Annotated in this window: 12 protein-coding genes; 5 read left to right on the plus strand and 7 right to left on the minus strand. The window is 64.9% G+C overall.

The genetic code is table 11. The features are described from left to right. Window positions 1-1,861 (plus strand): PAS domain-containing sensor histidine kinase (locus tag EOA78_RS26305; RefSeq protein ID WP_164783949.1); only part of this gene is annotated, 1,861 nt, incomplete at its 5' end. Further along, complete coding sequence (locus tag EOA78_RS26310; protein ID WP_127317659.1) at window positions 1,858-2,571, plus strand: response regulator transcription factor; 714 nt, start codon at window positions 1,858-1,860, stop codon at window positions 2,569-2,571. The genes EOA78_RS26305 and EOA78_RS26310, both read left to right, overlap by 4 nt. Before the next feature lie 56 nt (window positions 2,572-2,627). Here the strand turns inward: EOA78_RS26310 and EOA78_RS26315 are convergent, their stop codons facing one another. Next, window positions 2,628-3,254, minus strand: a complete 627-nt coding sequence (locus EOA78_RS26315) for a cation transporter (RefSeq protein ID WP_164783950.1) — start codon at window positions 3,252-3,254, stop codon at window positions 2,628-2,630. Between the two features lie 316 nt (window positions 3,255-3,570). Here EOA78_RS26315 and EOA78_RS26320 point away from each other — a divergent pair, with 316 nt between their 5' ends. Continuing rightward, complete coding sequence (locus tag EOA78_RS26320; protein WP_127317661.1) at window positions 3,571-4,002, plus strand: hypothetical protein; 432 nt, start codon at window positions 3,571-3,573, stop codon at window positions 4,000-4,002. 97 nt (window positions 4,003-4,099) lie between these two features. Further along, window positions 4,100-4,963, plus strand: coding sequence for an ADYC domain-containing protein (locus EOA78_RS26325; protein ID WP_127317662.1), 864 nt, complete (start codon window positions 4,100-4,102; stop codon window positions 4,961-4,963). A 64-nt stretch (window positions 4,964-5,027) separates the two neighbouring features. Here the strand turns inward: EOA78_RS26325 and EOA78_RS26330 are convergent, their stop codons facing one another. The 5 genes from EOA78_RS26330 to EOA78_RS26355 form a co-directional block, all read right to left on the minus strand. Further along, window positions 5,028-5,924: a patatin-like phospholipase family protein gene (locus tag EOA78_RS26330; RefSeq protein WP_127317663.1), complete on the minus strand. Its 897-nt coding sequence runs from the start codon at window positions 5,922-5,924 to the stop codon at window positions 5,028-5,030. 279 nt (window positions 5,925-6,203) lie between these two features. Next, entirely contained in the window at window positions 6,204-7,640 is a 1,437-nt protein-coding gene (locus EOA78_RS26340; RefSeq protein ID WP_127317665.1) for a pitrilysin family protein, read from the minus strand. A gap of 112 nt (window positions 7,641-7,752) precedes the next feature. Continuing rightward, on the minus strand, window positions 7,753-9,117 hold the full coding sequence (locus EOA78_RS26345) for a pitrilysin family protein (RefSeq protein WP_127317666.1): 1,365 nt from the start codon (window positions 9,115-9,117) through the stop codon (window positions 7,753-7,755). A gap of 96 nt (window positions 9,118-9,213) precedes the next feature. Further along, the gene (gene rsmD / locus EOA78_RS26350; RefSeq protein ID WP_127317667.1) at window positions 9,214-9,768 is read right to left on the minus strand and encodes a 16S rRNA (guanine(966)-N(2))-methyltransferase RsmD; all 555 of its coding nucleotides are present in this window, start codon (window positions 9,766-9,768) and stop codon (window positions 9,214-9,216) included. Continuing rightward, on the minus strand, window positions 9,749-11,863 hold the full coding sequence (locus tag EOA78_RS26355; RefSeq protein WP_127317668.1) for a pseudouridine synthase: 2,115 nt from the start codon (window positions 11,861-11,863) through the stop codon (window positions 9,749-9,751). The genes rsmD and EOA78_RS26355 overlap by 20 nt, the downstream gene beginning before the upstream one ends. 176 nt (window positions 11,864-12,039) lie before the next feature. Here EOA78_RS26355 and EOA78_RS26360 point away from each other — a divergent pair, with 176 nt between their 5' ends. Further along, on the plus strand, window positions 12,040-12,492 hold the full coding sequence (locus EOA78_RS26360) for a nucleoside deaminase (protein WP_127317669.1): 453 nt from the start codon (window positions 12,040-12,042) through the stop codon (window positions 12,490-12,492). Between the two features lie 29 nt (window positions 12,493-12,521). Here EOA78_RS26360 and EOA78_RS26365 read toward each other — a convergent pair whose 3' ends face one another. Continuing rightward, window positions 12,522-13,199 (minus strand): hypothetical protein, encoded by a 678-nt coding sequence (locus tag EOA78_RS26365; RefSeq protein ID WP_127317670.1) that lies wholly within the window; start codon window positions 13,197-13,199, stop codon window positions 12,522-12,524. Between the last annotated feature and the right edge of the window lie 83 nt (window positions 13,200-13,282).

A 13,282-nucleotide genomic window follows, 5' to 3' on the forward strand; every position in this document is an offset into this window, starting at 1 on the left:
GTCGCCGGAGGGCCATTTGAGCTTCGTCAACGACGCCTATTGCCGGGCGTGCCGGATGACCCGCGAGGAGCTTCTGGATCCATCCTGGTGCGAACTCGATGTGCTGCCGCCCGACGAACGGCGCAGGTTTGTCGACCACCTTGCGCGCCTGACGCCGCAAGCGCCGGATGCCGGCATAGAACTTGTCAATGCGATGCCCGATGGCGCACGCCGATGGCTCGCCTGGAACGATCATGGCATTTTTGACAGCGACGGGCGTCTTGTCGAAGTGCAGTCCGTCGGCCGCGACATCTCCGACCGCGTCCTGGCCGAGCAAGCCAGAATTGAAGCCGAGAAGTTGTTGGCCGAAAGGGAGGCGCAGTTTCGCGCCATCGCCGAAGGCGTGCCGCTGCCGATCACCATCTCGGCAATAGAAGGGCCCGAAATCCTGTTCGTCAATGAACCGGCGCGCAAGGTGCTCGGCATCGAGGTCGGCCAGATCGGAGCCGAGGCGACGGCGACCTGGGAAGATCTCTCGCGGCGAGACGATCTCCTGCGGCTGTTGCTGCGAGATGGCATCGTCGACGCATTCGAGGCCGGCATGACCAATATGCAGGGGTCGAGAATCGATACGCTGGTTTCGGCGCGGCTGATCACGCAGGCCGGTCGTTCGGCCATCCTTGCCGCCGTTACCGACATTACCCGCCAGCGCGAGGCCGAGGCGGAGATCGCTAGCCAGCGCGAGACGCTGTACCAGTCGGAAAAGCTCGCCGCTCTCGGTTCGCTGCTGGCCGGCGTGGCGCATGAACTCAACAATCCGTTGTCCGTCGTCATCGGCTACAGTTCGATGCTGAAGGAATTTTCGACGGACGAAGCGACCGTGGGGCGCGCCGACAAGATCCACGCGGCGGCCGAGCGATGCTCGCGCATCGTCCGGACCTTTCTGGCGATGGCCCGCAAGAAGCCGCCGACACGGGGAGCCGTCGACATCAATGAAGTCGTCGTCGCTTCGCTGGAACTGGCCGCCTACAGCCTGCGCTCGGCCGGGATCGAGATCCGCACCGAACTGGCGGAACCGCTTCCCAATATCTGGGGCGACAGGGATCAGCTTCATCAGGTGGTCACCAACCTAGTGGTCAACGCGCAGCAGGCTTTGCTGCAGGTTCCGCACCCGCGGCAGCTGACCATTGTCACCACCGGGGAAGACGATGTCGTCGAGGTCGTTGTCGCCGACAATGGTCCAGGCATGCCGGAGACGGTCCGCGCGCGTGCTTTTGAGCCTTTTTACACGACCAAATTGGCCGGCGAAGGCACCGGGGTCGGGCTATCGGTCTGCCAGGGCATCGTGACGGCGCACGACGGCAGCATAAAGCTGGATTCGACGCAGGGCGGCGGTGCACGGTTCACGGTCCGGCTTCCGAGCGGTCGAGCCGAGACGGTTGCTCCGCCCGAAGCTGCAGGCAGGATACCGCCTGCGCCCTCGGCCGCACGAATTCTGGTGGTCGACGATGATTCCGACATCGCCTCGATGATCGCCGAGATGCTGCGCCGCGATGGCCACGAAGTCACCATCGCCGACGACGCGAATGCCGCCCTCAAGGCTGTGCGTGAGGATGGAACAGACCTTTTGATCAGCGACATACGCATGCCTGGCCTCGACGGCCCCGGCCTCTACCGCGCGCTGGAACAATTGCGTCCGGGACTCGCCAGCCGGCTGCTGTTCGTCACCGGCGACACGCTGGCACCGGAGATCGATCGCTTCATCGGCGAGACGGGCGCGCCGGTGATCGAGAAACCGCTCGATCCGCAGGCCTTTCGCAGGTTCGTGATGGAACGCCTAAGGGCGATGGAGACCGGCGCAATGGAAGAGGCCGAAGCGTGACAAAACAGAAATTGCTCATCGTCGATGACGAAGCGCCGTTGCGCGAGATGCTGTCGGATTACCTGCTCATGCACGGCTTCGATGTCCGATCCGTTGCGGATGGAGCGGGAATGCACACCGAACTCGACCGCTTTGGCCCCAACCTGGTCATTCTCGACGTCAATCTTGTCGGTGAAAGCGGCTATGATCTCGCCCGCGAAATTGCCAAGCAGAGCCGCGCCGGCATCCTGATGCTGACCGCCGTCGGTGACCTGCCGCATCGGCTGGAAGGTCTTGCCGCCGGCGCCGACGACTATATGGCCAAGCCCTTCGAGCCACGCGAACTTCTGGCGCGTGTCAGGAGCGTCATCCGGCGCTTGGGCGAGGAAGAGCGGACGCCGGAAAACCGCATCCATTTCGGTGGCTGCATCCTCGATATGGACGGCCGCACCATGGTCGATCCGGACGGCGTCGACATGCAGTTGACGTCCATGGAATTCGACCTGCTATGCGTCTTCGCGCGCCATCCCCGGCAAATATTGTCGCGCGACCAGCTGTGCAGGCTGGCCCACAACCGCGACCTCGAGCCGGGCGACCGGAGCATCGACATCCGTATTACCCGACTGCGCAAGAAGTTCGAGACCGAACCCGACGCGCCGGTGATCCTGGTGACGGTTCGCGGCCAAGGCTATGTCTACGAGCCTGCCCAAGCTGAGGCGCGCCGCCGCTAGATACGGAGCTTTAAAGAGGCTGAGCCGTCCAGCTGGTACGATCTATGGCTTTTGCACTACGCGATCGGCCTGCGCGCCCGGCGATACTCCCGTCGCAGGCTTCGAACAGTGTCCCGCACGACAGGAATGGTCCAGCGCGCGGTCATCGTCGCGATCAGCAGACCGGCAACCGGATCGATGAAGCGGGCTATCACCGTGCCTTCCCAAATCATCGCGGTTGCGAGCGACGCGGCGATGAGCAGGTTCGACGAGAGCTTGTCCGAGAACAGGCAGATTTGTGCGCGGGCCAGCGCGGAAGCGGCAAGCCTGTTGCGGGCCTTCCACCGGCGCAGGATCCAGAAATTGACCACCAAGTATGCCAGGTTCAGGCTCATGGCGAGAAAAACGCCTTGGCCGTGGGGTTCGACACCGCCGGCCGCGATCCGCTGGACGGCGATGCTGGCGACGACAGCCATTGAAAGGCACATGCCCAGCGCAGCGAACGCATTGGCGAGCGTCTCGGCCAAGGCCGTCTGACGCTTGCGACCGGTGCCCTCGCCCTTGCGCCCGCCAGCTACGATCGCGACGGTGACCAGCACCAGCATATCCATCAGCGTCAGTGCGAGATCGGCGCGGATGGTCAGCGACGTGGACGTCGCCGCCGCATATGCCGTCAGCAGCAGGCCCGGGCTGCCGGCCAGCACCGCCAGCCGTGCCGTCCGCGCCGCCTCACCGTTCGATCGGTCATTGGTTTTTCGCAGAGGTTGCATCGCCAGAAATCTCCTAGTTTCTGGCGTCACCGATGAAGCAGGGATGTTGCGCGGATTTGCCGATTTGCCGGCCGAAGGTTTCCTTTGTGTCGCCGCGCCGGGCTCGTCAGGCGCGGCTCCCGGACGGATCGCAACAATCGAAACAATTCGGAGCGAATTCGGCATTCGTCCGAAACAGTCGGGAGCGAGAAGCCGTCCCATGGAGCGAACCCGACGGGACGGCTCCGCTGAAACGAAAAGGGAAATCAAGATGAATCGCTTCAAGACTTACCTGGCCGCTGCCTCGGCGATGGCCTGCCTCGTGACCCCGGCCAGCGCCGACTGGCCCGTCGGCGCCGGGAACGGCAAATCGCTGAACGGTCTGCAGCTCAATTCGCTGACCAGCAATGCGGTGACGAGCAACACGATTTTCCCGAACGGCCTCGGCGTCCACGCGCTCAACGGCGTGCATGTTGACGGCATCGTTCTTGCGAAAAGCCTCGCTCCGGCCGGCAAGTCCATCATTGACCCGAACGTCCGCTCAGTCATCGACCCGAACTTCCGCGGTTTGCCGCCTGTCCAGAAGGACAATGTCCGGTCATCGACCGCCGGCAAGAAAAGCAACGGCCTTCCGGCTGGCCAGCACGGCACTGGCGGCGGCGCCGGGACCAACCACGACCGGCCGACCCCCGCGAGGCGTTAAGGGTCCGGAGTCCGCTGTCAATGGAACGGATGGCGTTGTGCCGTCCGTTCTCATCGGCGGCGCTTAACTCGCAAGATATGCCGTCAGGAGCGAACAAATGTCAGCCTACAGAAACCGCCTCACCCATATCGGCCGCCGCGCATTGGTCGCCGTCACCGCAGCCATTTCCGGCATGGCAGCGGTACCTCTCGCAGAGGCCGGGACCGGGCAAGCGATCAGCTCGATCTCCGTTGCCGGCACAAGGTTCGAGGTGACTACGGAAGATGGCCGCATTGTCGCTCAAGAGGATCTCGTCGGCGCCGTTCTGACGATTGCTGACGGACAACACCGGATGCCGCTGCGCATCGACGCGGTCGAGATCGATCCGAGGAATCCGGATGGCGGAATAATGCTCTACGCCATGTCGACCCGCGACGCGGCTGGCGGTGCATGGCGCAACATTTGCGAACCGGACATCGAGGGCCGGCGCATGGGCTTTCCGCTCGCCGGCACCTGGACGCAGGACGGCCGCCATTTGCCGTCCGATACTGCGTTCAGCATTACCTGCACCGGCGGCGCGCAGGCGAAATGCGTGCGCTTCGGATATCGGCCCTGGGAAAGGTCGCCGGATGGCACGCCGCTGTGGGATCATCATCAGGCATGCACCCGCATGATCCGCGCCGACTATTGCGGCGATGGCGTCGGCCATACCCGCAACGGGACGCCGATCGTGATCTACGACCGCAAGGGCATCCAACAGGACGAGGCCGCGCCTGATATGTCGTTCGAGGCCGCGTGGGGTGCCGACGGCGCGCTTTGCGTCAGCCACACCAGAATACCCGACGTGCTCTCGATGGAGGGGCTGGCTGCGATCTGCCCGGATGTGCAGCAACAGCCGCGAACAGCGTGCGAAAGCCATGCCGGGGCGCTAATCCTCAACCGTTCAATCGACCCGCGAACGGTTCAGGCGGCAGCGGAATAGTCATATCGCGAAAGGGTCTGCTGGGCTTTTCGGAGTGCGCTCGTTCGATTGAGGCCACCAAACGTCAGACTTTCCGCGCTAGGCCGCCCACCTGCTTGGTGCGCTTGCCCGTGTCGACCTTGGCCCGCGCCTCAACCGCCTTCTCGATCTCCCGCTTCAGCTCGTCTTTGATCGCCACCGTTTCGGCCATCAAGGCGTCGATCTTCATGAAATCGAGCACGCGGTATTTCGACACCGCCGGCCTGACCAGTATGTCCGGCTGGCATTGCCTCAGCTTGGCGGCGATGATCGACTGCATCATCAATTGCGTGGCGCCGAACATCAGATCGACGGAGGTCGGGTATTTGCGCCCGCTTTTGGTCGGCGCGCCAACGACGTCGACGGCGATGATGATGTCGGCGTCGTGCTCGATCAGATCGAACGGCACCGGATTATAGATGCCGCCGTCGATCAGCAGCCTGCCGTCGCGCATCACCGGGCGGAATACCGCGGGAATAGCCGCAGAGGCGGCAAGCGCCGAATGCAGGTCGCCGTCGCTAAGCACGGCGAGCTTATGGCCGAAGAAATCCGTGGCCGTCACCTTCAGCGGTATTTTCAGCTCGGCGAAGCTTTCGGGTATGGCGTCGGGCATGAATGCCTTGAGGATGCGCTCGACATTGAACTGGGTGACCCGCAGCCCGCCCTGCAGCGCCTCGGCAAAGGTGCCTGGCCGCGCCCGCCACATGCGCGCCGCCACCTCGGCGCGGCGGCCGAGGATCGAGCGCATATAGTCGTGAATGTCGCTGCCGGCCATGCCCGAAGCCATGCCGGCGCCCATGATGGCGCCGATCGATGAGCCTGATATCGCGACCGGCCGGATACCCAGCTCGTCCAGCGCCTCGATGACATGGATGTGCGCCAGCCCGCGCGCGCCGCCGCCGCCAAAGGCAATGCCGAAGGTCGGGCCGGTGCTAGCCGCCATTTCCGACACCCCATGTGGCAATGCTATCGAATTTGGGTAAACGCCCCTTCGCCTGGATTGTCGGCAGGTTGCGGCGTCGGGACGTTCGCTCCCCCTTCTCCCCTTGTGGGAGAAGGTGTCGCCGAAGGCGACGGATGAGGGGTGCTCCAGTTTGGCGCCGACGGCGTTCTGTCCAGCACCCCTCAACCGTCTCGGCGCTACGCGCCGATCCACCTTCTCCCACAAGGGGAGAAGGCGAGGCGCGCGGCGGCCAGCGTGAGAAATGCAGGCAATGGCTCATTACTCCTTGGCCTCGCCGTGCTTCGGCCCAACGATCATGATGGCCGGCTCGGCGGAGAGCAGTTTTTTCGCCGCCGCCTTGACCTGATCCAGCGTCACCGCGTTGATGAGGGCGGCGCGGCGCTGCATGTAGTCGATGCCGAGCTTGTCGAGCTGCAATTCGAGCAGCGTCGCGGCGATGGCGCCGGAGGAGTTCAGATTGTTGATGGCATAGGCGCCGATCAAGTATTTCTTGGTCGCCGCCAGTTCCGCTTCGGTCGGCCCCTCCTCGGCCATGCGCTTCACCACGTCGCGCACGACGGCCAAGGTCTCCGCCGCCCGGTCCGCGCGGGTTGCCGTGGTGATGGCCAGGGCGTTGGCGTGCTGGTGGTCGACCAGGTCGGAGCTGGCGCTGTAGGCCAGCCCGCGTTTTTCGCGCACCTCTTCAAACAGCCGCGAGGTGAAGGCGCTGCCGCCGAGTATCTCGTTCATCAGAACCGCGGCGAAGAAATCCGGCGCACTCCGCTTGACGCCGGGATAGGCGAGTTGCAGCGACGTCTGGGGCTGGTCGTAATTGACCTCGAGTTGCTGGTTAAGTTTCGGATCGACATCGGCGACGGGCGCGAGCGCCTGGTGTTGCGGCAGGCCGCCGAAGACCATATCGAGCTTTTTCTTCAACGTCTCGGCATCGATGGCACCGACCACCGCCACATGCAGACCATCGCGAGCGAAGTTCGCCTTGTGAAAAGCGATGAGATCGGCCGGCGTGATCGTGGCGATGCTTTGCCTGGTGCCCTGGTCGGGCCGCGCATAGGGATGGGTGCCGTATAGTGCCTCCAGCCATTTGCGCTGGGCGAGCGTGTCGGGGTCTAGCTCGTTGGCGATGATGCCGGACAGCACTTGCGCGCGGATGCGGTCGATTGGCGCCTGGTCGAAACGCGGCTCTGTGACCGCCAGCCGCAACAGGTCGAACGCCGCGTCGCGCTGCTCGGCCAGCATGCGCATCGAGCCGTAGGTGCCGTCGCGCGCCGCGTCGAAGCTCATCTCGGCTCCGACGTCGTCCAGCTTTATCTGGAAGGACTCGCTGTCAAGATCGCCGGCGCCCTCGTCGAACAGGCCGCTCATCAGATTGGCAAGCCCTTCCTTCCCAGCGGGATCCTGCGTCGTGCCGCCGTCGAAGACGAAGCGGATGGCGACCAGCGGCACGGAATAGTCTTCCACCAGCCAGGCGGTGATGCCCTTTGACGACGTCACCTCCTGGATGTTCATGGCCGCTCGAGCGGAAAGCGCCGGCAGGATGAGGAAGAATAGGGAGAGGAGCAGGGTGAATAGAGGGGTGGCAACGCGCGCGGCTCTCCCTTCTCCCCTTGTGGGAGAAGGTGGATTGGCGCGCAGCGCCAAGACGGTTGAGGGGTGCTGGCCGAAACGATGTCGGTGCCAAGCTGGAACACCCCTCATCCGACCTCGCGGAGCCTGTCCTCGGGCTTGCCGGAGGCAAGACCCGTGGGCGAGGCCACCTTCTCCCACAAGGGGAGAAGGGAAGTCGCGGCTATGCTGATTCCTCATCAAATCAATTCCCCGCCTGTGTCTGCGGCAAGAGATAGCCTGATGTCGAATGGTTGAGATTGAGATAGCGCGCTGCAACGTCCCTGACTTCGTCGGCGGTGACCTTGCGGATGCGGCCCGCCCATTCCTCGACATCCCTGACGCTGCCGCCGGTGGCGAGCGTCGCGCCGTAGATATTGGCCATCGAATCCTGCTTGTCGCGGGCGAAGATCATCGAGCGGACGAAACGGTCCTTGGCCTTCTCCAACTCGCCTGACGTGACGCCGTCCTTGGCGATGCGGGCGACCTCGGCCTCGACCGCCGCCTGGACATCGGCCAGCTTGGCGTCGCCGCGCGGCGCGCCATAGACGGTAAAGTTGGTGGCATCGAGCATGGTGCCCTGGAAGAAGGCGCCGGCCTCGGCGGCGATGCCCTGCTTGACGACAAGCTGCTGGTGGAGCCGGCTGCGGCTACCGCCGCCGAGGATCTCCGCCAGCAAGTCCAGCGCTTCCGCTTCGCCCGGCTTTGCAGTGTGATAGGAGGGGACCACCCATTGCGTCGAAAAGTTCGGCACACTGACACGCGCGTCAGTGAGCGTCACCGTGCGCCTGGTGTTCTGCTCGGGTTCGACCGGACGGATGCGCGGCGGCAGGTCTGGACCACGTGCGATCTTGCCATAGGTCTTTTCGGCCAGCGCCTTGACCACCTCCGGGTCGACATCGCCGGCCACCACCAGCACGGCGTTGTTGGGCGTGTAATATTTGTCGTAGAAAGCCTTGGCGTCGGCGCGGTTCAGCTTCTCCATCTCCTGCATCCAGCCGATCACCGGAATGCGATAGGGCTGGTTCTGCCAGAGGGTGGCGTCGACCTCCTCGCCGAGCACCGCCTGCGGATTGCTGTCGATGCGTGAGCGGCGTTCCTCGAGGATCACGTCCCGCTCGGTGGCGATGACATTGTCGTTGAGGATGAGGTTGCGCATGCGATCAGCCTCGAAATCCATCATCTGCTCGAGCGCCTGCGGCACCACCGTCTCGTAAAACGCGGTGTAGTCATAAGAGGTGAAAGCGTTGTTCGAACCGCCGATCGCGGAGACGGCGCGGTCGAACGCGCCGGCCGCGTGATTGGTCGTCGCCTTGAACATCAGATGCTCGAAGAAATGGGCGATGCCGGACTTGCCCGGCGGCTCATCCGCGCTGCCGATCTTGTACCACACCATATGAGTGACGATCGGCGCCCGGTGATCGGGAATGACGACAACCTCCATGCCGTTATCGAGCAGGAAATTCGTCACCTTGCCGTCGTCCGGCTTGTTGTCGGCCAGCACCGGGCCGGTCATCACGAGAGCCAGCGCCAAGAGCGTCCCGCGCAGCCATTCAGCCTGAGGTGTCATCAATGGCTCCGGTTGTCATGGGCGGGACGATAGGCGGGGATGGCGATACAGGCAAAGTGATTTCTTCGTCATTTTCGCGCGCAAAGGAGGCCGAACTCAGGCGGCTTCAATGAAGCGGATAACCGTCTCGCCATAGCTGCGCTCGTCGACAACCGAAAAGCCCAGCCCTGCCTCGAACGGCGCCGCTGCCGCCTCCTCGACGACGCAGAGCGCGCCGGGGGCGAGCCAGCCGCCGGCCTTGGCCGAGCGCAAGGCACGCTCGCCCAGTCCCTTGCCATAGGGCGGGTCGGCGAACACCAGGCCGAACGCGGCGATCGTGCCCGCGTCGCCCAGAGCCGTAGCGTCGCGACGGAATATCTTGGTACGCCCGGTGAGGCCGAAGGCCTCGACATTGGTGCGGATCAGGCCGCGCCCTTCCGCCGATTCTTCGATGAAGACGCCATAAGATGCGCCGCGTGACAGCGCCTCGAGGCCGAGCGCGCCGGTGCCGGCGAACAGGTCGAGCACGCGCGCGCCGATCAGCCTGTCGGGGAAGCGATGCGCCAGCACGTTGAAGACAGCCTCGCGGGTGCGGTCGGTGGTCGGGCGGATAGCGCTTGAGCGGGGCGTCGCCAGCGGACGCCCGCGAAACTCACCGCCGACGATCCGCATTGCCTCCCCTTGATCCCTTCGGGCCGCTGCGCGGCCGGTCGCCGCCTTTGCCGCTATCACTGCTGCCGGAATTGGGGCGTTCGCCACGCGGCTTGCCGAACGGCTTTGCGCCTCCGGGTTTGGCCGGCTTGCCGTAAGACGGCTTGAACGAGGCCTTGCGTTCCTTGGCTTCGGCCGCCTTGGCGGCATCGGCGTCCGCCCTGCCCTTGCCGATCGGCCGCGCGCCCGGCGCCATCCAGACGTTGGCCTTGCGCTGGCCCGGCGGCTCGATCGGACGCTGCTCGCGTTCGGACTTTTTGCCACCGCCAGTTTTGCCACCAAAGCCGCCCGGCCTCGGGCCGCGATCGCCAAAGCCGCCGCGTTCGGGCCCGCTACGCTCAGATTTGGGGCCACGCTCACCAAAGCTCTTTTCCGGCCCAAAGCTTCTGCCGGGACTTGTCGACAGCTTGCCCAGCGCCTCGTCGCGGCTGCCTTCGCGCCGTTTGCGGTTCTTGATCAATCCGCCTTCGCCGATCGGGCGGCGTTCGCCGTCGCGGGTGAATTTCGGCCGCTCAGGTTCCTCTTCCCGCACCGCTTCGCGCCGCACCGGCCTGTTGGAAAACGGCTTGGTGATGTCAGCGTCGAAATTGGCGCCGGACTCCTCGACCAGGCGTTCGCCGAGCTGGTCGCGCAGCACGCGGCCCTTGATCTCCAGCACATGGCCCTCCGGCAGGTCGTCGAGCTGGAACGGTCCGTAGGAAATGCGGATCAGCCGCGTCACGTCGAGGCCAAGTGAGCCCAGTATATTCCTGACCTCGCGGTTCTTGCCTTCGCGCAGGCCGAGCGTCAGCCAGGCGTTGGTGCCTTGCTCGCGGTCGAGCGTCGCCTCGATGGCCCCATAGAATACTCCGTCGACGGCGATGCCTTCGCGCAAGCCGGCGAGCGCACTTTCCTCGACCTTGCCGTGGACGCGCACGCGGTAGCGCCTGAGCCAGCCGGTCGCCGGCAGTTCGAGCACGCGCGCCAGTCCGCCGTCATTGGTGAGCAGCAGCAGGCCTTCGGTGTTGATGTCGAGCCGGCCGATGGTCATCAGCCGCGGCAGGTCCGCCGGCAGCACCTCGAAGACGGTCTTGCGGCCCTCGGGATCACGGTTGGTGGTGACGACGCCGGCCGGCTTGTGGAACAGGAACAGCCGGGTGCGCTCGATCGGCGGGATCTCCATGCCGTCGAGATGGATGATGTCGCCGGGCATCACATTGAAGGCGGGCGAGGACAGCACTCTTCCATTGACCTTGACGCGGCCGGCCTTGATCAGCTCCTCGGCATCGCGGCGCGAGGCAAGGCCGGCGCGGGCCAGCCGCTTGGCAATGCGCTCACCAGCCTCTTCCGTCGCTTCGGCGGGACGCGGGCGAGGCTTGAAGCCGCCGGCCGATGCCCCTTGGTGCCGATCGCCGGCAAAATCGCGCTTGGGGCGATCATTGATGTCTCCCTTGGGACGGTCGAAGCGCCTTTCGCCGCGCTCGCCTGCGGCAGCTGCCGGCCGGTCACCGCGCGGCGCGTAGGGCTTGCGCGGACCTTCGCGTTTTTCGTAAGGCTTGCCTTCCGGACGCGGCCCTTTGCTGAACGGCCTGTCGCCGGCTTTGAAGTCGCGCGTCGACCGCTCGCCTTCGGCTGCCATCGGCCGGTCGCCGCGTGGCGCATAGGGTTTGCGCGGCCCCTCGCGCTTTTCATAAGGCTTGCCTTCAGGGCGCAGCCCCTTGCTGAACGGCCGGTCGCCACTTTTGAAGTCGCGCTTCGGCCGCTCGCCGTCAGCCTTCATCGGTCGATCGCCGCGCGGGGCGTATGGCTTGCGCGGCCCCTCACGCTTTTCATAGGGCTTGCCTTCAGGCCGCGGCCCCTTGCTGATCGGCCGGTCGCCGCTTTTGAAGTCACGCTTCGGCCGCTCGCCGTCAGCCGCCATCGGTCGATCGCCGCGCGGCGCGTACGGCTTTTTCGCGCCGAAGGACGGCTTACCGCCCTTGCCGGCAGCGGTATCACGACCACGCGGGCCCGACGGTTTCGGGCCGCTCTTGCGGGGACCCTTTTGGCGCGGGAATTTCTTGTCTTTGTCGTCCATGTGGCTTTTGCTCGTTTGCACTACAGCGCCGCGCGTCCGTACGGACGCGCAAAGGACGCTGTAGGACTTTGATTTGGCGCATGATCCCTTCCGAAACCGATTCCGGTTTTCGGGGTCATGCGCTAGATAACAGGATCACGCCTGAGTAGCGAGGAGATAATAGGAATGGAAACCGCTTGAAGCGGCCGGATTTCATGGCGCTGGCGCTGAAAGAGGCCGAAGCCGCCGCCTTGCGCGGCGAAGTGCCGGTCGGCGCGGTCATCGCCAGCGGCGATATGGTCGTTGCCAGTGCCGGCAACCGCACCCGCGAGCTTTCCGACCCCACCGCCCATGCCGAGATGCTGGCGATCCGCGAAGCCTGCCGCAAGCTGTCGAGCGAGCGGCTCACCGGCCACGATCTCTATGTGACGCTGGAGCCCTGCGCCATGTGCGCCGGCGCCATTTCCTTCGCCAGGTTACGCCGGCTTTATTTCGGCGCCGCCGACGAGAAGGGCGGCGCTGTGGTCAACGGCGTGCGCTTCTTCGCCTCACCGACCTGCCACCATGTGCCAGAGGTCTATCCAGGCATGGCCGAAAGCGACGCGGCGCTGCTTCTGAAGGATTTTTTCAGAGAGCGACGCGAACCGTAGCGTCGCCGGATTTCCCTAGCGCCGGCAGCTTACCACGGCAGCCAGTCGAACATGCCGCCGCTCTTGTTCTTGGCGGCCGCTTCCTTCTTGAGGCGGCGTTCTTTCTTGTATTCGTCCTCGCCGAGGTCGTCCACCGGCGCGGTAGCGGCAGCGGCGCGGTATTGCACCGGCGGCTCGCTCAGATATCTGCGGGTGTTCGGATCACCCTGCTTGGCTTCGGCGAGGCGGCGCTTGACCTCGGCGGCGCGGCCCTTGTCCGAATCCGCGGGCGTCCAGGCCGGCGGATGACTGGAAGCCGACTGCGCCATCGCAGCCTTGACCGCCGACGGATCCGTCTGGACGTCATCGACGATCTGCGCCTGGTAGTCCGGATCGTCCTGATGGAGCGTCGCCTCGGCGCGCAGGCGAGCGCGGCGTTGCTCGGGCGATTCCGGCCAATCGGCGCTTGCCGTCGCGATGCTGTCCTGCGGCGGCGGCAGTTCCTTCTGACCCGGCGCCGGCTTCACCAGTTCGGGGCGCGGCTTGTAGTCGATCTTTTCCTTGTTCTTCGGCATGACTGTAAAAGCGCTGGTGAGATCGCCGGCAAGCTGGGCGGAGGCGGTCTTGTCGGTCCCGTAGGTCGGCGAGCCCATGCAGCCGGACAGGGCCAAGCCGGATACGACCAGCGGCGCCAGCAGCGCAACGCGCGCGCAAGTTCTTTCGGTCATGGCAAAAAGTCCCACTCTAGCAGCCTCTCTCACCGGCCAAAGGCCCGGTCCCCCATCGCCTATGCTTCCGACGGAAATCCGGC

It is taken from the genome of Mesorhizobium sp. M5C.F.Cr.IN.023.01.1.1, from assembly GCF_003997585.1.
GTDB lineage: Bacteria > Pseudomonadota > Alphaproteobacteria > Rhizobiales > Rhizobiaceae > Mesorhizobium > Mesorhizobium wenxiniae.